The sequence below is a fragment of the Streptomyces sp. NBC_01190 genome, assembly GCF_045039895.1.
In the GTDB taxonomy this organism is placed as follows: Bacteria; Actinomycetota; Actinomycetes; order Streptomycetales; family Streptomycetaceae; genus Actinacidiphila.
Genome location: NZ_CP108580.1, coordinates 4,675,718 through 4,698,092 on the forward strand (window position 1 = coordinate 4,675,718; position 22,375 = coordinate 4,698,092).

General features: G+C 70.6%; 19 protein-coding genes and 1 tRNA gene. 11 read left to right on the forward strand and 9 right to left on the reverse strand.

The window, feature by feature from the left end; translation table 11 throughout:
• Nucleotides 1-45 precede the first annotated feature (45 nt).
• Complete coding sequence (locus OG519_RS19490) at nucleotides 46-810, reverse strand: alpha/beta fold hydrolase (protein WP_405592846.1); 765 nt, start codon at nucleotides 808-810, stop codon at nucleotides 46-48.
• Between the two features lie 805 nt (nucleotides 811-1,615).
• Between OG519_RS19490 and OG519_RS19495 the strand changes: the two genes are divergently transcribed.
• Nucleotides 1,616-1,906 carry a hypothetical protein gene (locus OG519_RS19495; RefSeq protein ID WP_405585422.1) on the forward strand — a complete coding sequence of 97 codons (291 nt, stop codon included), beginning with the start codon at nucleotides 1,616-1,618 and terminating at the stop codon, nucleotides 1,904-1,906.
• On the opposite strand, the gene OG519_RS19500 is transcribed toward OG519_RS19495, so the two are convergent.
• Complete coding sequence (locus tag OG519_RS19500) at nucleotides 1,907-2,788, reverse strand: LLM class flavin-dependent oxidoreductase (RefSeq protein ID WP_405592848.1); 882 nt, start codon at nucleotides 2,786-2,788, stop codon at nucleotides 1,907-1,909.
• 167 nt (nucleotides 2,789-2,955) lie between these two features.
• Here OG519_RS19500 and OG519_RS19505 point away from each other — a divergent pair, with 167 nt between their 5' ends.
• Nucleotides 2,956-3,429 (forward strand): MarR family winged helix-turn-helix transcriptional regulator, encoded by a 474-nt coding sequence (locus tag OG519_RS19505; protein ID WP_405585424.1) that lies wholly within the window; start codon nucleotides 2,956-2,958, stop codon nucleotides 3,427-3,429.
• Nucleotides 3,430-3,522: 93 nt separating this feature from the next.
• On the opposite strand, the gene OG519_RS19510 is transcribed toward OG519_RS19505, so the two are convergent.
• From OG519_RS19510 to phoU, 3 genes are all read right to left on the reverse strand, one after another.
• On the reverse strand, nucleotides 3,523-6,204 hold the full coding sequence (locus tag OG519_RS19510) for a hypothetical protein (protein WP_405585427.1): 2,682 nt from the start codon (nucleotides 6,202-6,204) through the stop codon (nucleotides 3,523-3,525).
• Nucleotides 6,205-6,424: 220 nt separating this feature from the next.
• Nucleotides 6,425-7,024 (reverse strand): hypothetical protein, encoded by a 600-nt coding sequence (locus OG519_RS19515; RefSeq protein WP_405585430.1) that lies wholly within the window; start codon nucleotides 7,022-7,024, stop codon nucleotides 6,425-6,427.
• 644 nt (nucleotides 7,025-7,668) lie between these two features.
• Nucleotides 7,669-8,349: a phosphate signaling complex protein PhoU gene (phoU, locus tag OG519_RS19520; RefSeq protein WP_405585433.1), complete on the reverse strand. Its 681-nt coding sequence runs from the start codon at nucleotides 8,347-8,349 to the stop codon at nucleotides 7,669-7,671.
• 182 nt (nucleotides 8,350-8,531) lie between these two features.
• Between phoU and OG519_RS19525 the strand changes: the two genes are divergently transcribed.
• The gene (locus OG519_RS19525) at nucleotides 8,532-9,854 is read left to right on the forward strand and encodes a sensor histidine kinase (RefSeq protein WP_405585436.1); all 1,323 of its coding nucleotides are present in this window, start codon (nucleotides 8,532-8,534) and stop codon (nucleotides 9,852-9,854) included.
• A complete protein-coding gene (locus OG519_RS19530) occupies nucleotides 9,851-10,531 on the forward strand; it encodes a response regulator transcription factor (protein ID WP_330799491.1) in 681 nt (226 codons plus the stop codon). Before OG519_RS19525 ends, OG519_RS19530 begins: the two co-directional genes overlap by 4 nt.
• 133 nt (nucleotides 10,532-10,664) lie before the next feature.
• Here the strand turns inward: OG519_RS19530 and OG519_RS19535 are convergent, their stop codons facing one another.
• Nucleotides 10,665-11,330 (reverse strand): DUF461 domain-containing protein, encoded by a 666-nt coding sequence (locus tag OG519_RS19535; RefSeq protein WP_405585439.1) that lies wholly within the window; start codon nucleotides 11,328-11,330, stop codon nucleotides 10,665-10,667.
• 415 nt (nucleotides 11,331-11,745) lie between these two features.
• Here OG519_RS19535 and OG519_RS19540 point away from each other — a divergent pair, with 415 nt between their 5' ends.
• The 6 genes from OG519_RS19540 to OG519_RS19565 all read left to right on the forward strand — a co-directional run bounded on the left by OG519_RS19540 (nucleotide 11,746) and on the right by OG519_RS19565 (nucleotide 18,257).
• Nucleotides 11,746-12,228 carry a CarD family transcriptional regulator gene (locus tag OG519_RS19540; RefSeq protein ID WP_033174074.1) on the forward strand — a complete coding sequence of 161 codons (483 nt, stop codon included), beginning with the start codon at nucleotides 11,746-11,748 and terminating at the stop codon, nucleotides 12,226-12,228.
• Between the two features lie 216 nt (nucleotides 12,229-12,444).
• Nucleotides 12,445-13,197 carry a 2-C-methyl-D-erythritol 4-phosphate cytidylyltransferase gene (gene ispD, locus OG519_RS19545; protein WP_405585444.1) on the forward strand — a complete coding sequence of 251 codons (753 nt, stop codon included), beginning with the start codon at nucleotides 12,445-12,447 and terminating at the stop codon, nucleotides 13,195-13,197.
• A complete protein-coding gene (gene ispF / locus OG519_RS19550; protein WP_405585447.1) occupies nucleotides 13,187-13,774 on the forward strand; it encodes a 2-C-methyl-D-erythritol 2,4-cyclodiphosphate synthase in 588 nt (195 codons plus the stop codon). The genes ispD and ispF overlap by 11 nt, the downstream gene beginning before the upstream one ends.
• Before the next feature lie 167 nt (nucleotides 13,775-13,941).
• Complete coding sequence (cysS, locus tag OG519_RS19555) at nucleotides 13,942-15,336, forward strand: cysteine--tRNA ligase (protein WP_405585450.1); 1,395 nt, start codon at nucleotides 13,942-13,944, stop codon at nucleotides 15,334-15,336.
• Between the two features lie 104 nt (nucleotides 15,337-15,440).
• The gene (gene rlmB, locus OG519_RS19560; protein ID WP_405585453.1) at nucleotides 15,441-16,397 is read left to right on the forward strand and encodes a 23S rRNA (guanosine(2251)-2'-O)-methyltransferase RlmB; all 957 of its coding nucleotides are present in this window, start codon (nucleotides 15,441-15,443) and stop codon (nucleotides 16,395-16,397) included.
• Nucleotides 16,398-16,649: 252 nt separating this feature from the next.
• Nucleotides 16,650-18,257 (forward strand): DoxX family membrane protein, encoded by a 1,608-nt coding sequence (locus OG519_RS19565; protein WP_405585456.1) that lies wholly within the window; start codon nucleotides 16,650-16,652, stop codon nucleotides 18,255-18,257.
• A 260-nt stretch (nucleotides 18,258-18,517) separates the two neighbouring features.
• On the opposite strand, the gene OG519_RS19570 is transcribed toward OG519_RS19565, so the two are convergent.
• The 3 genes from OG519_RS19570 to OG519_RS19580 all read right to left on the reverse strand — a co-directional run bounded on the left by OG519_RS19570 (nucleotide 18,518) and on the right by OG519_RS19580 (nucleotide 21,175).
• The gene (locus OG519_RS19570; protein WP_405585459.1) at nucleotides 18,518-19,285 is read right to left on the reverse strand and encodes an NDP-sugar synthase; all 768 of its coding nucleotides are present in this window, start codon (nucleotides 19,283-19,285) and stop codon (nucleotides 18,518-18,520) included.
• 107 nt (nucleotides 19,286-19,392) lie between these two features.
• Nucleotides 19,393-19,797 carry a hypothetical protein gene (locus OG519_RS19575; protein WP_405585462.1) on the reverse strand — a complete coding sequence of 135 codons (405 nt, stop codon included), beginning with the start codon at nucleotides 19,795-19,797 and terminating at the stop codon, nucleotides 19,393-19,395.
• Between the two features lie 259 nt (nucleotides 19,798-20,056).
• Nucleotides 20,057-21,175: an ABC transporter ATP-binding protein gene (locus OG519_RS19580; RefSeq protein ID WP_405585466.1), complete on the reverse strand. Its 1,119-nt coding sequence runs from the start codon at nucleotides 21,173-21,175 to the stop codon at nucleotides 20,057-20,059.
• Between the two features lie 204 nt (nucleotides 21,176-21,379).
• On the opposite strand from OG519_RS19580, the gene OG519_RS19585 reads away from it, so the two are divergent.
• Nucleotides 21,380-21,456, forward strand: a tRNA-Thr gene (locus tag OG519_RS19585).
• The last annotated feature ends 919 nt before the right edge of the window (nucleotides 21,457-22,375 follow it).

Genomic DNA, 22,375 nt, shown 5'->3' on the forward strand with positions numbered 1-22,375 from the left:
GCCGCCTCGCACAGGCGGCCTGACCGGGACACCCGGAAATCACGCTCAGCCAGCGGGGACCATCTCGCGTAGGAAGCCGGTCAGCAGGTTCGTCACAGCGGCAGGCCGCTCCAGACTGGGGAGATGGCCGGCCCAGGGCAGTTCGAGGTGCCGGGTGTCGGCGAGCAGACCCGGCAGCCGGGCCGCGATCTGCCGAAAATCCGCCAGGTCGCGGCCGCCCGAAAGAGCGAGACAGGGTGCCTTGATCGCTGACAGGTCGATCTCCACCTTGGTCCGTCCGGCCCCCTCGGGGGCGGCCAGTTGCACCTCGAAGGCATGCCGCTGCATCCCGCGCACCTCCTCCCGGACCGCCTCCTCGGCGTCCGGTCCCAGCCAGGTGTCCACGTTCAGTTTCACGGCCCCCGCGATATCGCCCGCCTCAAGCAGCGCGTCCTCCCGCTCGCCGAACGCGCGCAGCTCATCGGTGGGTTCATGCCCCGGCAGTCCGGCGCACAACAGCGCCATGGCGGAGACCCGGTCCGGACGGCGTGCGGCGATCTCCACAGCAACATGTCCGCCATACGAGGAGGCGATCAGCGCCGCTTGCTCGATGCCGAGGGCGTCCAGCAGGTCCAGTACATCCTCTGCGTCGTTGTGGCGCCGGTCCGGCAAGGGAGTCTGGCCGAAGCCCCGGAAGTCGCAACGCACCACCCGGTATCCGCCATCGACCAGGGCCGGCCACTGCGGATCCCACATCCTTCGGTCGCACACCGCGGAGTGCAGTAGTACCAGCGCGGGACCGTCTCCGGTCGCATCGTAAGCGAGAGTCATGCGGCAGACCCTAGGCGGCGAGTGATCGAAGCATCCATGAATTTCACCGCCGACCGCCTCGCTCACGGGGTGCACCCCCTCAACCCGGCGAACCTTCGGCGGTCACAGCACTAGCGACCGAGGGCGCTGTGGTGCCCCCTCATCGGTGCGGACATGTCCACCACCAACCCGCGATCGCACCTCCCAGCAAGGGTGCGCTGACGAACACCAAAGCGAAAACCGCGAAGGCCGAGTTTGGATCGCCGAGGGCCGCTGAGCCCAGGAACCAGAGGACAGGCCCCAGGGCACCAGATGTCCCCAGAACCCAGCACGCGCGGTTGAGTCCCAGGTGTGCCCCCAGCAGGAAGGAGGGCACGGAGCCGCAGACCATCATGCTGAAAACGAAGGTAAGGCCCGTCGAGTCGGCACCATTCACGGCCGATGACAGCCAAGGACTGGCAGCAATCATTGCTGCCCACACGAGAGCCGCGACGGTCGCCCCGCCGAAGCCCCTTGTGTCCTTCGCTCTTTGAGACGCCTCTGTGGCTCCCATCCTGCCCTCCCCCTGAAGCTGGACCATGATGCTCCCATAGGATTTGAACACGTTCAACCACGGTCTGGGAGAGGAACACCCGCGACCTGGGGGACCTCATGGTGCGACAGGGCGCCGAAGTCCGGTATCAGGCACTAGCGGGCGCGGCGGGGCGTCTCCTGGGACCCTCCGTCGGCCGTCAGCGGCTTCCGCGTCGTCGTCGTACCTGGGGTGGCTGTTTCAGGACAGGGGGGCGGGGCAGCGGAGGGGGTACGTGCGAGAGAGGGAGGCTGTATGTCGACCGGGAACGCAAGAAGTTGGGGACATCCGGCGGGTGGGCCGTGGTGGCGGTTCGTGCCGAGGAGCAGGACCGCCGGGTATCTGGGCATCGTCGCCGGGGTGCTGGTCGCCGTTCAGGCGGCGGTGGTGCTGGTCGGCGGGGCCGATGGCGGGAACTCGACGGCGACCACCGTGTTGGAGGTCGTGCTCGTGGTGCTCGGCGTCGCGTCGGTCGTGCGCGGGGTCGACGGGCTTCGCGTGCTGCGCGGCCGGCACCGGCGGCACGGGTGGCGGCCCGGGCGGTAGTCAGCTTGGCGGAAGGGCTTCGCGGACCGGTGTGATGATCTCGTCGACGAGCCACCGCGCCGCGCCCCGCGGATAGGGCGGGCGGAGGCTGAGCACGATGTGGGTGAGGCCGGCCCCGATGAGGTCGAGGACGGCCGCGCGGTCGGCGGCGGGATCGTCGTACGAGACGATGTACTGGACGGACCGGACGATCGCCCCGGGATCGCGGCCGATCGCCGCGCAGTGCGCGTCCAGCACCCGGCCCCGCTCGGCGATGAGGTCAAGGCTGTTGTGCGGCGGCCCCGGCACGTTCCAGATGTCCCCGTGCTCGGCGACCAGCCGCAGCGTACGGGTGCCCCAGCCGCCGATCAGCAGCGGCGGGCCCGGGCGCTGCACGGGCTTGGGCTCGTTGCGGGTGCCCCGCAGGGTGTAGTGGCGGCCGTCGAAGTCGAAGACCTCCTCCGTCCACATGGACCGCAGGATCGCGATGGTCTCCGCCAGCCGCGCGATGCCCTCCGCCGCGGAGACCAGCGGCAGACCGTAAGCGGCGTACTCGGCGATCGCCGGGTTCGCCCCCGCGATGCCGCCCGCGCCGGGCGGTTGCCGGGTGCCGCCGACGCCGAGGCCCATGATCAGCCGGCCGTGCGAGATCACGTCGACCGTCGTGGCGATCTTGCCGAGTACGGCCGGCTCGCGGACCCGGTTGCTGGTGACCAGCAGGCCGAGCCGTAGCCGCCGGGTCCGCGCGGCGAGGGCGCTCAGCAGCGTCCACCCTTCGAGGATCCCGCCGTCCGGCGGCCCGGCTATCGGCATCAGGTGGTCCCACAGCCACGCGTCCGCGATCTGCGGCAGCTCGTCGGCCTCCTGCCATACGCGCAGGATCTCGTCGTAGCCGACGCGCATCGGGGTGGTCTTGACGCCGAACGTCACCGGGTTCTGCCGGTCGCTCACGGTGGAGGCCCTTCGGTTCGACGGCCGCGCACCACGGGGGTGCGGCGATGGCGGGCATAACGTCACTCTAGCGGATCATCAGTCAAGCTGACTATACCCGTCTCGGCTACGCTCCGGCCATGACCGGCGACCCGCCCCCCGCGCCCGCGCATCCGCTCGGCACCCGCCTGGGCTACCTCCTCAAGCACGCCCAGGCCCAACTCGCCGAGGCATCGGCCCGCGCGCTCGAGCCGTACGGGGTCGACGGCCGCGAACTGGCGGTGCTCGCCGTCCTCGCGGCCGATACGGAGCCGGTGGCCGCGCCGCTGTCCCAGTCGGACGCCGCGCACCGGCTCGGCGTGGACCGTACGACGATGGTGGCGCTCGTCGACGCGCTGGAGGGCAAGGGCCTGGTCGAACGGCAACGCAGCGCCCAGGACCGCCGCAGGAACGCGGTACGGCTGACCCCCGCCGGCCACGACCTCCGCCGCCGCGCCGAAGCCGCCCGCCAGGAAATGGAGCGGCACTTCCTGGCCCCGCTCCCCGCCGAGGACGCGGCAGCCTTCGTCCGCGCCCTCCAAACCCTCGCCCTGCCCCGCCCGTCCAAGGCCTGACCCCCGTTGCGCCGCGGGCCCGCCCCCGTCCGGCGCCGGGGCGGGCCGTCGCGCCTACCCGTCCGGCCCCACCCCTCACCTCAACCTAAGCCGTCAGCTCAACCTGAAGCCGTCCACCAGCAGATAGCTCCCCGACTCCTTCGTCAGCGTCAGGGTGTGCGGCCCCGGCGCCAGCCCACTCGCCGTGAACAGCACGTGCTGCGACTGGCGTTGGGCGCTATCCGCATTCACCGTGCCCCGGTCGGCGCCGTCGAGCGACACCCCGATGAGCCCCTCGTCGGAGTTGGTCTCGGTGAAGAAGCTGACACCCGTCCCGGTGAACGAGATCGTCGCGGAAGCACCGTCGGCCTGCGTGTAGTGGACGCCGTCGTGCAGATCACCGAGGGCCCGGGAGCCGCTCGACGACCAGGCGCCGTGGTAGTCGACCCGCAGATCGTCGTCGTCCACCGTCGCGCCGGGGAGCGTGCCGGGACCGGCCGCGGCGATGATCGCCTTGGCGGCGGCCGGCCAGTCGCCGTCGGTGACCACCGTCGACGGGTGGAAGTCGATGGCGGTGCCGCTGTTGTTGTACGCGGCGGTGTCGGTGTAGTTGTCGTGGATCGAGTCGTCGTGGATGCTCGGCGTCCACAGGTTCAGCCACAGCGAGCCGTTGCCGTAACGCACCACGTTGTCATGGGTGTTCCACAGCGAGCTGCCCTCGTCGTGGTAGATCATGTTGCACCCGTCGACGCACTCCGACAGCACATTGCCGGTGAACTCCGAAGCCAGCGCCTGCCCGCCGAGCGTGTAGACCGGCCCGCCGTCGAAGAGCTTGCCCATCACGCTGTGCACATGGTTGCCGACCACGTGGTTGTCGCCGGAGTACGTCGTGCCGTGCAGACACGGAACCGGCAGCCCCTGCCGCGCCTGGAGGTCGCAGGAGGACGCCCAGCCCCAGCCCCAGCCGATGGAGATGCCCGAGTACGGGGTGTAGCCGACATCGTTGTGCGCGAGCGTGGTGCCGCGGCTGTGGCCGACCCAGATGCCGACCGCGTCCGAGAACTCCTGCCCCGGCGTCTGCACGATGTCGCCGGAGACCGTGTTGCCGCTGGTCATCAGCGCGGGCAACGACTGGTAGTAGTCGTCGACCTCGCCGACGGCCACGCCCACGCCCGAGGTGTCCGTGATCGTGCTGCCGCTGACCGTCGAGTCCTGTGTCTGGTCGGCCAGTTCGATCCCGCTGGTACCGGTGTGCGACACGGTGTCCCCGGTGAAGGAGATCCGCGCCCCGCGGTGCACCTGCACGGCGGCCGGGATACGCGTCGGCGCCTGCGTCCGCGGATCCCACAGCACGCCCGCCTGGTTGTCGACGTAGCCCTGCGAACTCGGCGCGTTCCAGGTCGTGTACGCGAAGGTGATGCCGGCGAAGGTGATGTCGTGCACGGGCGCCACCGTGTCCGGGATCACCGTGAAGCCGTCGACCAGCAGATACTGCCCGCCGGTCTTCACCACCTTCACCGTGTGCGTGCGCTTGGCGAGCCCGGTCACCGACGCCAGCACCTGCTGCGCCAGCCGCTCCGTACCGCCGCCGCCCGTCCCCGACACAGACGAGACCTTGGCGCCGTCCACGTACACATCGGCCCTGCCCTCGTCGGAGTTGGTCTCCGAGAGCACCTGGATGCCGGTGCCGGTGAAGGTGTACGAGAAGGAGTCGCCGTTGGTGGCGGTGTAGTGGACGTCCGACTGGAGATCGCCGTAGTGCCGCCCGCTCTGATACGTCCAGGTGCCGGCGTAACCGGCCCCGGGCGCGGTGTCGTTGAGCGGCGCGAGATGGCCCGGCGTACCGGCGAGGTCCACCAGCTCCTCGGTGAGCGGGAGTTCGACATCCGCGGTCGCCATGTCCTCGCCGCGGCGCGGCACGTACGACAACTGGCCGGCCGCGCTGTCGAGATAGAACTGGCCGGGCGTGCCGAGCAGGGCCGGTGAGTTCTCGATCCAGGTGATGCCGTCAAGGGTGGGCAACCCGGCGCCGTTCAGCGGGAAACCGGGGTTGGGTACCGCGGTGTGGTTGTTCCGCCAGCAGTCGGGGTCGACGGTCAGATCGGAACCGCCGGACGCGCTCGGCGAGATGGCGGTCAGCGGGCAGCGGAGCTGCTTCCAGGCGTTGTTGCGGACCACCTCGATGCCGGGGGTGTGCGGCCAGGCGGCGTAGGAGGGGTCCGAGGTGGTGAAACCGGTGGCGGTGACGGAGAAGCCGCCGGGGTTCTGCGGGCCGCGGGCCCGGTCGGCCCGCGTTCCGTTCACGAACAGCTCACGGCTCTGGGTGCCGACCGGGACGGTGGCGCGGTAGATGTGCCGGGTCGCGTCCACCTGCCGGAAGCCGGTCACCTGGACCGCGCCGCTGAACACCGGCTGCTGGCCGGGCGCCGCTTCGTAGACGACGGGCGCGCCGGGCGTACCCGAGTCCTGCGGGCCGAGCTGCATCGGGCTGGTCAACCGGTAGGTGCCGCCTTGGAGTTCGACCAGGACGGAGGCGGCGGGCTGGTGCGCGCTGTGGCCGCCGTGGCCGGCATGATTTACGGCGAGCGCCGACAGCCTTCCCGCCTCGCGGTGCGCGACGCCGAGCCCGCACGGCCGCTCGACCGTACAGGCGGTGCCGCGGCCGTCCGGGGAGACATGCAACGTCGGGGTCGAACCGCGATCGGGTGGCGCCGCCTGGGCGGGCGGCGCACCGGCGGCGGCGAGGAAGGCGGCGGCCAGAGCGAGGGGAACGGCAAGGCTGGGCAGGCGCGTCAAGGGATCTCCGTATGCAGCGGCCAGGCAGGACATCGGATGGATACATCCGATGAGTAGCGTGGCGACCGTCGCCCCGAGGGGCAAGAGTCATGCACGAGAAGATTCACTTGGGCTACGAACGGCGGAGACATCCGCTCTCTCCGTCAAACGGGGGAAGGCCCCCACGAACCCGCCCGGAGATCACCAAAGGCCGCCGAGGGCGGGAGAAGACCGGCCGCGCTCAGGGACAGGTCTCGTCGAACTTCACCGCGGTGAAGCTGACGTGCTGATCACCGAGCGCCGTCCCCGCCTTCGGGGACTGCGTGCACACCTTCCAGTCGGACGCCACGACGATGATCCGGTGCTTGCTCGTGGCGTCGCGCGTGCTGATGAAGGTGCCGGAAGCCAGCGCTTCGGTGGCGGTGTTGAGGCTCTTGCCGAGGAAGTCGGGCATCGACTTCCCCGCCTTGGCCGGCGGCGCCTTGTCGCTGCTCGGGCAGGTCTCGCTCTCCTTGACGGCGCCGAGGTCGAGCCTGGTGGCCGTCGAGGCCCGCGCGCCGGCGGCCGGCTTCTGCGAGCACACCTTCCAGTCCCGGTCCAGTAGCTGCGTACGGCCACGGCCGGCGGAGTCGTGCGAGGTGAGGTTGGGGAAGCCGGCCGACTGGGCGGCGTCCTGGGCGGCTTGCAACCCCATACCGGTCAGCTTGGGGACGGTCTTGGTCGTCGCGGGCTTGCCGCCGGGGCTCGCCGCGTTGCCCCCGGTGGCGGTGTTCGGGTCGCAGGCGGTCAGCAAGGCGGTGGTGGCGAGTAACCCGATGGTGGCGACGGTGTGGATGCGCATGGTTTCTCCCTGGATGCGGTGGAAGGTAACCTGCCCCGAATCGCCCGCATTCAGCTTCCCGACCCGCCGGGCATCGCCGCTTTCGGCCCCTCGATCGCTTTACGTGCCGGACCGCACGTCGCCCCCGACCGGACTCCGCCCCTGACCGCACTCCGCCCCGCCGGACGGATCCGGGCGGGGCGGAATCGAACGGGCCTTCGCCGCAAGCTCTACGGGCACTACGGGGACGTCACCTCTGCCAGGACGACCTAGTGAGCGCCGCCGCATTGGCACGCGGCGCCGGACTGGCAGCCGCAGCCGCAGCCGGAACCGCAGCCGCAGGCGGCGAGCAGCGGAAGCGGCGTACGCAAGGGGGCCACGCCATCGGTGGGCGCGGGCCGGTCGTGGCGGTCGGGCGGTGGCGTGGGGGATTCCGACATCAGTGCAGCCTCCTCGGACTTGCCTGGCATCAGTGAACCCCCACCCGAACCCGTGCTTCAAGGGCGCGCGCGGACATTTCGCCGATGCGCCGTCCCCCGCGCCGTACGCGCCCCGCGCCCCCGCCTGCCCCGCCGCCTTGACGTCCGCCGTTCCGCGCCCTCCCGCTACGCGCCCGCCGCCGTGACCCGCCCCCTGCCGTCAGCCCCCCCGCCGTCAGACCCCCGTCAGGCCCCCTCCACCACCGTCGGCGCCGGCGTCAGCTCGTCCGCGTGCTCACCGGTCACCAGGTAGACGACCCGCTTCGCGACCGAGACCGCGTGGTCGGCGAACCGCTCGTAGTAGCGGCCGACCAGGGTGACGTCCACCGCGGTCTCGATGCCGTGCTTCCAGCGGTCGTCCAGCAGGTGCTGGAAGAGCGCCCGGTGGAGCTCGTCCATACGGTCGTCGTCCGCCTCGACCTGGAGCGCGTCGTCCACGTCCTTGGTCACGATGACCTCGGCGGACTTCGCCATCAGCCGCTGGGCGAGCTGACCCATCTCCAGGATGGTGCTGTGCAGATCGCTCGGCACCGCGGAGTTCGGGAAACGCAGCCGGGCCAGCTTGGCGACGTGGCGGGCCAGATCGCCGGAACGCTCCAGGTCCGCGCTCATCCGCAGGCTGGTGACGACGATCCGGAGGTCGGTCGCGACCGGCTGCTGCCGTGCCAGCAGGGTGATGGCCCGGTTCTCCAGCTCGCGCTGGAGGTCGTCCACCTTCTCGTCGGCGGCGATGACGCTCTCGGCGACATTCAGGTCGGCGTCGAGCAGCGCGGTGGTGGCCCGGCCGATCGCGGAGCCGGCGAGCCGCGCCATCTCGACCAGCCCGTCACCGATCGAGTCCAGCTCCTCGTGGTATGCGTCCCGCATCGCGTTCCTTCCGTCCGTACAGAGGTTTCTCCTCCACGCTGTCACGCTCGCGGTCCTACGCGTACCGGCCGCGCACCCAGAGTGAATCGCCCCCCACGTGGAGGTGAACTCTTGGCAACGTACATCCGAGAGGTATCTCTCAGGCTTGTGGAGTGTTTGAACGAGCCACCTAATCTGGAGGTATGGACGTGAACGCGGCAGTCGCCGCAGCCAGTGCGCTGGCCGGTCTGCTGACCGGTGTGGTCGCCGTGCTCGCGTTCCGCTGGAGTGAGCGGGAACAGGCCCGCCCCACCCGTACCGCGATGAGGCCCGACAACATGACAGCCGTACTGCCGCCGGGCGTGGACACGGTGCTCTCGGTGCTGCGCTCCTCGGCGGTCGTCCTGGACGAGGGCGACACGGTGGTCAAGGCCAGCTCGGCGGCGTACGCCCTCGGGCTGGTGCGCGGCGGCCGGCTGGCCGTCGACCAGATGCTCCAGATGGCCAGGGAGACCCGGCGGGACGGCGAGATACGCCAGGTCGAACTCGATCTGCCGCGGCGCGGCGCCGGCCGCGGCGAAGGGCTCGCGGTCTCGGCCCGGGTCGCCCCGCTGGGCTCCCGGCTGGTGCTGCTGCTGGTCGAGGACCTCACCGAGGCCCGCCGGATCGAGGCGGTGCGCCGTGACTTCGTGGCGAACGTCAGCCATGAACTGAAGACGCCGGTCGGCGCGCTCTCGCTGCTCTCCGAGGCCGTGATGGACGCGGCCGACGACCCCGAGGCGGTCAACCGGTTCGCCGGCCGGATGCAGATCGAGGCCACCCGGCTGACCAGCCTGGTCCAGGAGATCATCGACCTGTCCCGGGTGCAGAACGACGACCTGCTCGACGACGCCGAGCCGGTCGCCGTGGAAGACCTGGTGGCCGAGGCCGTCGACCGGTGCAGGCACCAGGCCAACACCAAACAGATCACCATGGCCACCGGAACCACCCCCGATCTCTTCATCTGGGGAAACCGGGGCCAGCTCGCCGCCGCGCTGGGCAACCTGGTGGAGAACGCCGTCAACTACAGCCCGGCCCGCACGCGGGTCGGGATAGCCGGCCGGCGGATCCCCGCCTCTGGGGGTACCTCCCGGGCCGCAGGCTCCGGGGGAGGAGACCTCATCGAGATCTCCGTCACCGACCAGGGCATCGGCATCTCCGAGAAGGACCGCGACCGGGTCTTCGAGCGCTTCTACCGGGTGGACCCGGCGCGCTCGCGGGCCACCGGCGGCACCGGGCTCGGTTTGTCCATCGTCAAGCACGTGGCCGCCTCGCACGGCGGGGAGGTCACGGTGTGGAGCGCCGAAGGCCAGGGCTCCACCTTCACACTGCGGCTTCCCGAGGCAGGGATCGCCCGCGACCGCGCGCTTCCGCCAGGCACCGATCCCGAGGCCGAAGCGGACGCCGACCCGGCCGACGAGCCGTCGGACGACCAGCTTTTCCAGACTTTCCCCGAACACATCCCCGCCCCGGAGGTCCTCCCGTGACCCGCGTACTCGTCGTAGAGGACGAAGAGTCCTTCAGTGACGCGCTGTCGTACATGCTCCGCAAGGAGGGCTTCGAGGTCGCCATCTCCGCGACCGGGCCCGACGCGCTGGACGAGTTCGAACGCAATGGCGCCGATCTGGTCCTGCTTGATCTGATGCTGCCGGGCCTGCCCGGCACCGAGGTCTGCCGCCAGTTGCGGCTCAAGTCCAATGTCCCGGTGATCATGGTCACCGCCAAGGACAGTGAGATCGACAAGGTCGTCGGCCTGGAGATAGGCGCGGACGACTATGTGACCAAGCCGTTCTCCTCGCGCGAGCTGGTGGCGCGCATCCGCGCGGTGCTGCGCCGCAGGGGCGAGCCCGAGGAGATCTCCCCGGCCGCCCTGGAGGCGGGGCCGGTCCGGATGGACGTCGACCGGCACGTCGTCACCGTCGGTGGCGGCAAGGTGGACCTCCCGCTCAAGGAGTTCGACCTGCTGGAGATGCTGCTGCGCAACGCCGGCCGGGTGCTCACCCGGATGCAGCTCATCGACCGGGTCTGGGGCGCCGACTACGTGGGCGACACCAAGACCCTCGATGTCCACGTCAAGCGGCTGCGGGCCAAGATCGAGCCGGACCCGGGCGCGCCGCGCTTCCTGGTGACGGTCCGCGGCCTCGGCTACAAGTTCGAGCCGTAAACCGGGCCGTAAACCGGACTGTGAACCGGACCGTAAATCCGTAAACCGGACCGTGCACCGGATCGGGCCCAGGGGCGGCTGAACGGGGTGCGCGAAGGGGCCCGGCCGATGCCGGGCCCCTTCGCCTGCCCGCTTACGAGTTGGTGGTCGTGCCGTCCGTGGCGGTGTCGGTCGGCGTGCCCGACGGAGTGCCGGTCGGCGTTCCGGTTTGCGTTCCGGTCGGTGTGGCCGTGTCCGTGGCGCCCGGCGCCGGGCTGCCCGTCGGCGTCGCCGCGCCGCTCGGGGTGGGGGCCGCGGTGGTCGGCAGCGACCCGGGCCCGAATGGCTTGAAGTAGCCGGTCGCCGGGGTGACGTTGATCGCGACGGCGACCTGTCCGGTCCGGCTGAAGACGAAGACCGCGGTCTGCACGTCGCCGTCGCGCAGCGACTCGCTCCCGGTGTCGATGGTCGCCACCGGATTGCCCTTGCCGCCGAGCAGGACGCTGCCGTGCGCCGGGACGGTGACGGTCTTGCCGCCGTGCGCGCCGCTGACGGCGGCGGGGGAGCCGGCCACCTTCACCGACTCCAGGGTCTGTGCGGTGGTGCCGTTGTTGTAGAGCCGGGCCGAGACGGTGGCCGGACCACTCGCCTGGGTGAGCACAAAGGCGTTCTGCACCTCGATGGGGCCCTCGATGCCCGACGCGCTGTCCGGCTTGATCTGCAAAGACCCGGCGCCGTTTCCGGCCGAGCAGGCGGCAAGGGATGCGAGGGAGAGCGCGAGAACGGCGGCGTAGGCGCCGCGACGGAAGCTGCGGACCACGGCGGCGCATCTCCTTGGGCAGGTCTGGAAGATCTTCTGGCGGCCTTAGATTACCGAGCCCTCCCGGGCTCCGCGCACCGGGCCCGCACCTTTACGTGTTCTTGTATTCCATGACGGTGCAAAATTGGATCATCACGGACCTGAACCCGAACGGAGTAGCGAAGATCCACTCTTCCGGGAGGGACAAACACGGACGTATGGCCCCTTGTTCCTGTGTGTCCGAGGCCGTAACGGGCAGGTTTCCACCCCGCCGTATACCCGCTCCGACCTGCGAATACCCTTCTCCGGGCGCACCCTCCAGCACGTCCCATAGCCGCTTGTCAAGCCCTGAGATGTGCCCTGACCTGCGAAAACGCCATTCAGAAGAGGGCGTTCCCGTGTTACTCTGGATAGCCACGGAAGGGGTACCTGTCACATGACGTTCAAGGTTGGCGACACCGTGGTCTATCCCCATCACGGGGCCGCGCTGATCGAGGCTATCGAAATTCGCCAGATCAAAGGCGTGGACAAGACCTACTTGGTGCTCAAGGTCGCCCAGGGCGACTTGACGGTACGTGTGCCCGCGGACAATGCGGAGTTCGTCGGCGTACGCGACGTAGTCGGTCAGGAGGGTCTGGACCGGGTCTTCGAGGTGCTGCGCGCGCCGTACACCGAGGAGCCCACCAACTGGTCGCGCCGGTACAAGGCAAATCTGGAGAAGCTCGCCTCCGGTGATGTCATCAAGGTCGCGGAAGTCGTGCGCGACCTGTGGCGCCGGGAGCGTGAGCGCGGTCTGTCGGCCGGCGAGAAGCGCATGCTCGCCAAGGCCCGGCAGATCCTGGTCAGCGAGCTGGCTCTGGCGGAGAACACCAACGAGGACAAGGCCGAGGCACTGCTCGACGAGGTCCTCGCGTCGTAAGACCGTCCCCCCTTTCGGGTCTCGGACGCTCTCGTATCGCGACGAACGACGGCACACCAATCTGCGCCGATGTGACGTACCGACCTACGAAGACGCACACCCCCGCACACCACGGGGAACCTGCCGCCGCACCCGGTTGAGCGCCATGACCGGGTGCTGCGGCATGCTTGTCGGCGCGTCCCACCCGACTTCACGGAAGGGGTCGGGTGGAGCGCCGTGCCAGGCACCTTGAGTGCGATACCCATCTCCCGCAAGGACACAAACCTGCGTACCGCAGCCGTCATTCCCGCCGCCGGACGTGGCGTCCGGCTCGGCCCCGGCGCGCCCAAGGCGCTGCGCACCCTGGGCGGGGTGCCGATCCTCGTCCACGCGGTCCGCGCGATGGCCCGCGTCCGCGCCGTACAGGTGATCGTCGTGGTGGCGCCCGCCGAGGGAGCCGCCGAGGTGCGGGCGCTGCTCGACGCCCACGGCCTGCCCGAGTCGACCGACATACTGGTCGTGCCCGGCGGGGACGTCCGCCAGGATTCGGTCCGGCTCGGCCTCGCCGCGCTGCCCGAGGACGTCGATGTGGTGCTGGTCCATGACGCGGCCCGCCCCCTGGTGCCGGTCGAGACCGTCGAAGCGGTCGTGGACGCGGTACGGAGTGGCGCGCCCGCGGTCGTCCCCGGGCTGCCGCTGGCCGACACCGTCAAGAGCGTCGACCCGGACACCGGACAGGTCACCGGCACGCCGAGGCGGGCGCTGCTGCGGGCCGTGCAGACCCCCCAGGGCTTCGACCGGGCCCTGCTGGCCAAGGCGCACGCCACGGTCACCCACGACGTCACCGACGACGCGAGCATGGTGGAGCAGCTCGGGGTGCCCGTGCTGGTCGTCCCGGGCCACGAGGAGGCCTTCAAGGTGACCCGGCCGCTGGACCTGGTGCTCGCCGAGGCCGTACTCGCCCGCAGGAGGGCCACGGATGGGTACTGAGCCGCCTACGGGCGCGGCCGGCTCTTCCGGCCTCGCAGGCCCCGCGGCCGCCGGTCCTGGGCCCGCCGCGGGGCCCCCGGCACTGCCCCCCGGCTACCCGCTGCCGCAGGTCGGCATCGGCACCGACATCCACGCCTTCGAGGAAGGCCGCGAGCTGTGGTGCGCGGGCCTGCGCTGGGAGGGCGAGGGCCCCGGACTCGCCGGCCACTCCGACGCCGACGTGGTGGCGCACGCCGCCTGCAACGCGCTCTTCTCCGCGGCCGGCCTCGGCGACCTCGGCGCCCACTTCGGCACCGGACGCCCCGAATGGGCCGGTGCCTCCGGGCTCACCCTGCTCACCGAGGCGGCCCGGATCGTCCGCGCCGCCGGCTTCGTCATCGGCAACGTGGCCGTCCAAGTGGTCGGGCAGCGGCCCAAGGTGGGCAAGCGGCGCGAGGAGGCCCAGCGGGTGCTGTCCGCCGCGGTCGGCGCGCCGGTCGCGGTCAGCGGCGCCACCACCGACGGCCTCGGCTTCCCGGGACGCGGCGAGGGCCTGTCGGCGATCGCCACCGCCCTGGTCGTACGCGTCACCGCCTGAGGAGCGCCTGGGACGGCCTTGGGCGGGTGTTCGGGCGCGCACCGGGGCCCTCGGGAGCCTCCCCGACCCGGCCCGGGCGCGTCGGGGATCTTAAGAGCGGCTGGCGCCACGTACACCTGTGCCCTATAGGTCACAAGGCACCCGCTCCGGCCGACTACCCTTGAGGGGTGACCATTCGCCTGTACGACACCAACGCGCGCCAGGTACGTGACTTCGTCCCGCTCACGCCGGGCTGTGTCTCGATCTACCTGTGTGGCGCCACCGTGCAGGCGGCCCCGCACATCGGCCACATCCGGTCGGGACTCAACTTCGACATCCTCCAGCGCTGGTTCCACTACCGGGGCTACGACGTCACCTTCATCCGCAACGTCACCGACATCGACGACAAGATCATCAGGAAGGCGGCCGAACAGGACCGCCCCTGGTGGTCCATCGGCTATGAGAACGAGCGCGCCTTCACCTCGGGGTACGACGCGCTCGGCTGCCAGCCGCCCACCTATGAGCCGCGGGCGACCGGCCATGTGCCGGAGATGATCGAGATGATGCAGGGCCTGATCGAGCGCGGCCACGCCTATGTCGCAGAGGGCAACGTCTACTTCGACGTGCGCTCCTACCCCGACTACCTGGAGCTCTCCAACCAGGAGCTGGACAACCTCCGCCAGCCGGAGGGCGAGGGCGAGGTCGGCAAGCGCGACCAGCGCGACTTCGCCATGTGGAAGGCGGCCAAGCCCGGCGAGCCGTCCTGGGCCACCCCCTGGGGCCGCGGCCGTCCCGGCTGGCACCTGGAGTGCTCGGCGATGGCCCACAAGTACCTGGGCACCGCCTTCGACATCCACGGCGGCGGCATCGACCTGATCTTCCCGCACCACGAGAACGAGATCGCGCAGGCCAAGTCGTTCGGCGACGCCTTCTCCCGCTACTGGGTGCACAACGCCTGGGTCACCATCGCCGGCGAGAAGATGGCCAAGTCGCTCGGCAACTCGGTGCTGGTCTCCGAGATGGTCCAGCGCTGGCGGCCCATCGTGCTCCGCTACTACCTGGGCACCCCGCACTACCGGTCCATGATCGAGTACAGCGAGGAGGCGCTGCGCGAGGCCGAGTCCGCGTTCGCGCGGATCGAGGGCTTCGTCCAGCGCGTCACCGAGAAGGCGGGCGAGGTCGTGCTGCCCGCCGACGAGGTGCCGCCCGCCTTCGCCGAGGCGATGGACGACGACCTGGGTGTCCCGCAGGCCCTCGCCGTCGTGCACACCACCGTCCGGCAGGGCAACAGCGCGCTCAACGCCGACGACAAGGAATCGGCGGTCGCCCGGCTCGCGGAGGTCCGTGCCATGCTCGGCGTCCTCGGCCTCGACCCGCTCGACCCGCACTGGACCGGCGCCGAACGCGGCGACGACCTGCACGGCGTGGTCGACTCGCTGGTCCAGCTCGTGCTGGAGCAGCGCCAGTCGGCCCGCTCCCGCAAGGACTACGCGACGGCCGACGCGATCCGGGACCGGCTGGTGCAGTCGGGCCTGGAGATCGAGGACACACCGACCGGCTCCCGCTGGGCCCTGCGGGGCTGAGGCTGAGTCCATGGGACGGTGCCCGCTGGCACCGGCCCCCCGCGCGTCGTCCGGCGCGCCCTTTGACGTTTGTTGAGCTTGACCGATGAAGTGAGAGTGCCGAAATGGCCGGCAACAGCCAGCGCAGGAACCGCCGTACGAGCAACAAGAAGGGCGCCACGGTCGGCAGCGGCGGGCAGCGGCGCAGGGCCCTCGAAGGCCGCGGCCCGACGCCGCCCGCCGAGGCGCGCAAGGGCCACAAGAAGAACCGCGTCGCCAACGCCCAGGCCAAGCGGACCGTCTCGGCGCAGTCCCGCCGCCCCTCGGGCCGCGGCTCCAAGTCCAGCTCGGAGATGGTCGTCGGCCGCAACCCGGTGGTGGAGGCGCTGCGCGCGGACATCCCGGCCACCGCGGTCTACGTCCAGCAGTACATCGACAACGACGACCGCGTCCGCGAGGCGATCAAGCTCGCCACCGACCGCGGGGTGCCGCTGCTGGAAGCGGCCAAGCCGGAGCTCGACCGGATCACCGCCGGCCTCAACCACCAGGGCCTGGTGCTCCAGATCCCGCCCTACGAATACGCCCACCCCGACGACCTGGTGGCCGACGCGGCCGATCTGCGCGAGGACCCGCTGATCGTCGCGCTCGACGGCGTCACCGACCCCCGTAACCTCGGCGCGGTCGTCCGCTCCGTGGCGGCCTTCGGCGGACACGGCGTCGTGGTGCCGGAGCGGCGCGCGGCGGGCATGACCGCGGGCGCCTGGAAGACCTCGGCGGGCACCGCGGCCCGCGTCTCGGTGGCCCGCGCGACCAACCTCACCCGCACGCTGGAGGCCTACCAGAAGGCCGGCCTCACCGTGGTCGGGCTCGCCGCCGACGGCGATGTCGAGCTCCAGGACCTCGAACTCCTCGGCGGCCCGGTCGTCATCGTGGCCGGCAGCGAGGGCAAGGGGCTCTCCCGGCTGGTCGGCGAGACCTGTGACGTACTGGTGCGGATTCCGATGCCGGGCGGGGCGGAGTCGCTCAACGCGGGGGTGGCGGCGGGCGTCGTGCTGTACGAGGCGTCGCGGCGGCGGGCGTAGCGGTCGGCGGGCGGGCCGTTCCGTGGGCGGGTCGTTCCGTGGGCTTCGTTCCATGGGCACCCGGTAGTGACCGCCGTCAACCGCCGTACGGTGGACGGGTGGTACGTCCGGGCGACCTGATCGGCTGGGACGGCAGTCAGTAACGCGGTCAGGCAGTGTCCTAAAGGCGCGTCACTCGGTTAGATGAGTGTGGACACCAGAACACCCCGCACTCCTACGGGGGGAGGGGCGCCGGGATTTGATGAGCGTGTGATGACCATGGCACGGGTTCCGAGCGATCCCGCCCAGGTCATCGTCAATCACGCGAGCTTCCGGGTGCAGCTCGGGGCGATCTCGGGACGTGCCCTCGGGCTGGCCGAGTCGGCGCGGATTCCCATGGCTCCGTTGGTCTCGGGCGTCTCCGGCCGCTCGGCCACGGCGGGCGGTTCGGCCCGGCCGGCCGGCTCCGCCGCCGGAAGGCGCCGTCCGGCGCCGCTGGTGTGGTCGGGGAACTCCGCGCCGGGCGATCCGTTGGCCGGCGAGCTGCAGCAGGCGGTCCGGCGGGCCGGCGCGGATGCCGCCGGCGGTGTCGCCGCTCGGGGAGCCACCCAGGTCCTGCCCCGGATGCGGGAGCGGACCATGCCCACCGTGGTGGGCCAGCGCTCGGGCGGCTCCCAGACCGGGCTGCTCGGCGGGGTGCGGCCGGTCAGGGGTGCGTACGATCCGGTGGACGACGAGCCGGGCGTCGGCTGGACCGGCGGCGACGGGGAGCCCGAGCTCCGCAGGGTGCGGGACCGCCGCGGCGAATCCGCCAAGCACGCCTGGTATCCCGACCGCCGGCTCAACCTCGGCATCGTGCTGCTCCCACTGCGGGTCTTCCTCGGCTTCGTCTCCATCTACGCCGGCATGGGCAAGCTCTGCGACCGCGTCTACTTCGACGGCGGCAAGCGCGGCTCGATGGTCCACTGGCTCTCCTCGCTGCACCCGTGGGGCCTCGCCGAACCGCTGCGCAACGCCGCGCTCGACCACCCGGTGGGCGCCGGGCTCAGCATCGCCTTCCTCCAGGTCGTGGTGGGGATACTGACCGTCTGCGGCCTCTGGCAGCGGGTCGCCGCGGTCTTCGGCGCGGCCCTGTCGGTCGCCCTGCTGGTCACGGTGAGCTGGCGGACCGTCCCGGTCTACGACGCGCCCGACTTCATCTACCTCGCCGCCTGGAGCCCGCTGGTCATCGCCGGCGCCCCCGTCTACTCGATCGACGCCCACCTGGCGGGCGACGCCTGGCGGCGCCTCGGCCCGCGCGCCTCGGTATGGGACCTGCGCCGCCGGGTGCTGCGCCGCGGCACCCTGCTGGCCACGGTGATCGCCGGTTCCACGCTGCTGATCGGCTCCGTGCTCGGCGCGGCCGTACGGGCCACCACACCGGCCGACCACCGGCCGGGTCCCAGCGTGACCCCCACCAACCAGCTCCCCGGCGCCCCGCTGCCCGAGGTGTCGGGCGCGCCCGGGACCACCGGCGAGCCCTCGCCGACGCCGTCGCGGTCCGCCACGGCCGGGACCGGGCGGCAGCACACGGCTCAGCCCACCCGGCCGCCCACCACGAAGGCGGCTCCGCCGGCCGCCGGCCAGAACCACGGCACGGGCACCTCCGGTGGGGCCGGCGGCACCCCGACCCACGAGTCCGGCTCCACCGGCTCCGCCACCACCGGCGGCGGCGCCCAGCCCTCCCAACTCCCCCCACCCCCACCAACCGCCGCCCCCGCTCCCCCACCCGCCACCAAACCCCCCACCGGCGCGATCGGCGGCCTCCTGGGCAGCCCCCCCGCCACCGGCCTCCTCCTGGGCATGCGCGCCACCCCCCAATCCACCCCCCAGGGCGCCTAGCCGCACGGGCTCGTCAGGGGCGCGAGGAACTGCGCGAGCAACCGGCCACGGTCGGACGATCCGGCGCCCACCTCAGGGGGCTGGGCTGTGCGGCCCCCGCCAGGGGTTCAGGGTGGCTGGCCGCTGCGGGCCCCTTCAGGGGCGCGAGGAACTGCGCGAGCAACCCCCCACCGCCGTACGATCCGGCGCCCACCTCAGGACGTACCCCGGACGGTCCGGTCACCCCCTCAGGACGTACCCCGTGCGGTCCGGTCACCCCCTCAAGACGTACCCCGTGCGGTCCGGTCACCCTGCAACTCCCGCGCCGCCTCACTAAGATCCTTCGCCGTATCGATCGCCCGCCAATACGCCCCCTGCGGAATCGGAAACCCCGCCAACCTCCGCTCCCGCGCCAGCCGCGGAAACGTCGTCCGCTCATGATCCCCAAGATCCGGCAGCAGCGACGTGAACTCGGGCGTGAACACGTACACCCCCGCGTTGATCAGATACGGCGACGGCGGCGACTCGATAAAGTCCAGCACCTGCCCGAACTCATTCGTCTCCACCGCCCCCCAAGGAATCCGCGGCCGGGCCAGCGCCAGCGTCGCCGTAGCGTCCCGTTCCTCGTGAAAAGCCGCCATCTCCCGCAGCGAGAACCGCGTCCAGATGTCCCCGTTGGTCGCGTACCAAGGCTCGTCCGCGCGCGGCAGCGACTTCGCCGCGTACTTCAACCCGCCCCCGCGGCCGAGCGGTTCACTCTCCACCACCGTGGTGACCCGCAGCGGCAGCGGCGTCGCGGCGAGCCAGTTCTGCAGCACCCCGGCCAGGTGCCCGCACGAGACCACCGCGTCCGTCACCCCCTCCGCGGCCAGCCACTCGAGCTGGTGGCCGATGATCGGCGTCCCCGTACCGGGAATCTCCACCATCGGTTTGGGGCGGTCGTCGGTGTACGGCCGAAGCCGCGTCCCCTGCCCGCCGGCCAGCAGGACCGCCTGCGTGACCGTAGGAGTGAGGCGGTGGGGGTCGGCTGACTGCTCGGCACGCTTCATGCAGCGCACCCTAAACGACAGGGCGGCCCGGCTTCACCCCGCCCGGAGGAGGACCGGGGCGTGGTTCGGCGGGGCCGCGGGGAGTTCGCGCGGGGCTCGTCGCGAGTTCACCCGACCGAGGCGACCCCGGTGGCGAAGCCCGTGTCACAGACCGGCCGCGACCACGCCTGCGCGCGCTGGGCCGCGCCGTCGTACTTGGCGACCGCGGCGCGGCCCAGCGAGCGGGCGATGGAGACGCAGTATCGCCCCAGGGACGGCTGCTTGGCCATGGCGACCTGGAGGTCGGTGAGGGCCACGCCCGGGTCCTTCTCCTGGAGTTCGGCCAGCAGCCGCTGCCGCAGGGCCTCCTGGGGCGTCGTGGCGTCCTTCGTCGAGGCCGCGGTGAGCACCCGGCCGTCGGAGGAGGCGGCCGACCACGGGACGCGGGTGACGGCGAGCGTTCCCGACAGGACGAGAACGACCGGGAGTACGAGCGCGAATGTCTTGCCGAGACGGCGAGCTACCTGGTTCACACGTCGGATCGTAGCGACTGGTGATGGTGTGGCGACATTCCGTCACTCTCCCGGGGGAGTGAAGTCGCCGCCGGGTCCGTTCGGATGTTGACGTACGGGGTGAGCGGTGGCTCGAAAGGGGCCGGTATGAGGGGTTTTCATAGATACTGAGGCGCAATGCCCACCGGCGACGCGAAACGGCGGTGGCCCGGTACGCGGAACACGTACCGGCCCACCGCCGCCTGCATCAAACCCGGCTCACGCCCGGCCCGAGAAGAGGTCAGTCCGTCAGCCGCTCGCCGGTGGAGGAGGCGAAGACGTGGGTCTCGCCGGCCCGCGGCACCACGTGGAGCACGGAGCCCTTCTCCGGGATGTCACGGCCGCCGACGCGGATGACGATGTCCTTGTGCTCGCCGTTGACGTTCGCGGAGCCGTAGACGAAGCCGTCGGCGCCGAGCTCCTCGACCACGTTGACGGTGACGGCCAGGCCGGCCGGCGCGTCCTTCGACAGGCCGCCGCCCTCGCCGGTGGCGATGTCGAAGTGCTCGGGGCGGACGCCGACGAAGACCGTACGGTCACCCTTGTCGGCGGCGGCCTTCACCGCGTCGCGCGCCACGTTGACGACCGCGTTGCCGAACTCCACGCCGCCGTCGGTGATCGGGACCTCGACCAGGTTCATCGCCGGGGAGCCGATGAAGCCCGCGACGAAGAGGTTGGCCGGCTTGTCGTACATGTTGCGCGGGCTGTCGACCTGCTGGAGCAGGCCGTCCTTGAGCACCGCCACCCGGTCGCCCATCGTCATGGCCTCGACCTGGTCGTGGGTGACGTAGACGGTGGTGACGCCGAGGCGCCGCTGGAGGCTGGCGATCTGGGTGCGGGTCTGCACACGGAGCTTGGCGTCGAGGTTCGACAGCGGCTCGTCCATGAGGAAGACCTGCGGCTCACGGACGATGGCGCGGCCCATCGCGACACGCTGACGCTGACCACCGGAGAGCGCCTTCGGCTTACGGGCCAGGTAGTCGGTGAGGTCCAGGATCTTGGCGGCTTCCTCGACCCGCTTGCGGATCTCGGCCTTGTTGACGCCGGCGATCTTCAGGGCGAAGCCCATGTTGTCCGCGACGGTCATGTGCGGGTACAGCGCGTAGTTCTGGAACACCATCGCGATGTCCCGGTCCTTCGGCGGCAGGTGGGTGACGTCGCGGTCACCGATCCGGATGGCGCCGGCGTTGACGTCCTCGAGCCCCGCGAGCATCCGGAGCGAGGTCGACTTGCCGCAGCCGGAGGGCCCCACGAGCACCAGGAACTCGCCGTCCCCGACCTCGATCTCCAACCCGTCCACCGCGGGCTTGTCGCCACCCGGGTAGATCCGGGTCGCCTTGTCGAACGTGACAGTAGCCATGACTGTTGCGGTCCCTTCACCGGCAGGAACGTGCCGGACGATCCGAGTAAAGGAAGAACGAACGTTTGTGCGCGTTCTTGTTCGATCCGGTCCGATTGGACCAAGACTTCCCGCGACGTTACCGCCCCGGTGCTCCCTTGTCACCAGCCCATGCCCCCCCTTTTCCATCCACCCCCACCCCCGCCTTCGGTACACTTCCCCTGCGCCTCCTTAGCTCAGTTGGCCAGAGCACCGCTCTTGTAAAGCGGGGGTCGTCGGTTCGAACCCGACAGGGGGCTCCATGGTCAACCCCAGGTCAAGCCTTTGACCTGGGGTTTTGTGTTTCGGATGACCTTGGGATTCGGGCGAATCGGGCACCTGTGGTCTGTGTATCGCAGTGCGTAGGTCGGAGGTTTCGGTTCTGCGACGGATCGTGCGCAAGAGGTCTTCTGACCTGGGTCTCTACCGGTGCCGGCCTTGGCTCTGGGGTGTGCGGTCGTTGTTCCGGTGGCCGAGCGGTGGCCATCCGTGCAGCGAGCGTGCAGATGACTGCCTGAGGGGAAGCGGACGGCGGTCTTTATGGCCTATGGACTTGTGGGGATGTGCCAAAGGCCGGTCTTGGCGATGTGCTGGCTTGAGGGGTCGGCTGCTGAAGGTTTCGCACCAGGCATGGAGTCATGGGCGCTTGCGGTGCCGGACGGTAGGCAGCGGGATTCCGGCACAGGGAGCCTGATGTCGGAATGAGTGCCAAGGTCTCCCGATCATGGCGGCCGCACTGTCTGGTCTTGGGGCCTGGAGTGCTCGCTTAGATCGAAGAGCTGACGAGAAGTCAGATATCTTCTAGGCGGGTGTGACGCATGCGGAAAATCCTTCCATGCGTCCAGCGATGGCCATTCAGCGGATCGAAGCCGTAGATCCGCACACTGTCGGCAACGGCAGGTTTGTTGCGTCCATCTCCGCTGGCAGGAGGGGTGTGCCGATCGGCTCGCCTCCGTCGGCAGGACCCGTCACTTCTGGATAGCTCGGGAATCTTCCCGATTGGCAGCTGCCCCGCGCTCACGTGTGCGGAGGGCGATTTTCGGCATGGGCAGCCTATCGGTGGGTGACTAGGCATCGGTCCATATATGTTCATGTATGAGACCGGTATTGTTTTGTTGTATAAATCTCTCATAGTCGGACAATTTGTCGGCAATCCTTGATTTAAAATGACACTGGTTGAAC

What these genes read in the sequence shown, in the direction of transcription:
- OG519_RS19540 (WP_033174074.1), top strand. Translation starts at nt 11,746, where the DNA reads ATGACGTTCAAGGTTGGCGACACCGTGGTCTATCCCCATCACGGGGCC.
- OG519_RS19505 (WP_405585424.1), top strand. Translation starts at nt 2,956, where the DNA reads ATGACCGGCGACCCGCCCCCCGCGCCCGCGCATCCGCTCGGCACCCGC.
- ispF (WP_405585447.1), top strand. Translation starts at nt 13,187, where the DNA reads ATGGGTACTGAGCCGCCTACGGGCGCGGCCGGCTCTTCCGGCCTCGCA.
- OG519_RS19570 (WP_405585459.1), bottom strand. Translation starts at nt 19,285, where the DNA reads ATGAAGCGTGCCGAGCAGTCAGCCGACCCCCACCGCCTCACTCCTACG.
- OG519_RS19515 (WP_405585430.1), bottom strand. Translation starts at nt 7,024, where the DNA reads ATGCGCATCCACACCGTCGCCACCATCGGGTTACTCGCCACCACCGCC.
- OG519_RS19495 (WP_405585422.1), top strand. Translation starts at nt 1,616, where the DNA reads ATGTCGACCGGGAACGCAAGAAGTTGGGGACATCCGGCGGGTGGGCCG.
- OG519_RS19565 (WP_405585456.1), top strand. Translation starts at nt 16,650, where the DNA reads ATGACCATGGCACGGGTTCCGAGCGATCCCGCCCAGGTCATCGTCAAT.
- rlmB (WP_405585453.1), top strand. Translation starts at nt 15,441, where the DNA reads ATGGCCGGCAACAGCCAGCGCAGGAACCGCCGTACGAGCAACAAGAAG.
- OG519_RS19580 (WP_405585466.1), bottom strand. Translation starts at nt 21,175, where the DNA reads ATGGCTACTGTCACGTTCGACAAGGCGACCCGGATCTACCCGGGTGGC.
- OG519_RS19500 (WP_405592848.1), bottom strand. Translation starts at nt 2,788, where the DNA reads ATGCGCGTCGGCTACGACGAGATCCTGCGCGTATGGCAGGAGGCCGAC.
- OG519_RS19525 (WP_405585436.1), top strand. Translation starts at nt 8,532, where the DNA reads ATGGACGTGAACGCGGCAGTCGCCGCAGCCAGTGCGCTGGCCGGTCTG.
- phoU (WP_405585433.1), bottom strand. Translation starts at nt 8,349, where the DNA reads ATGCGGGACGCATACCACGAGGAGCTGGACTCGATCGGTGACGGGCTG.
- OG519_RS19490 (WP_405592846.1), bottom strand. Translation starts at nt 810, where the DNA reads ATGACTCTCGCTTACGATGCGACCGGAGACGGTCCCGCGCTGGTACTA.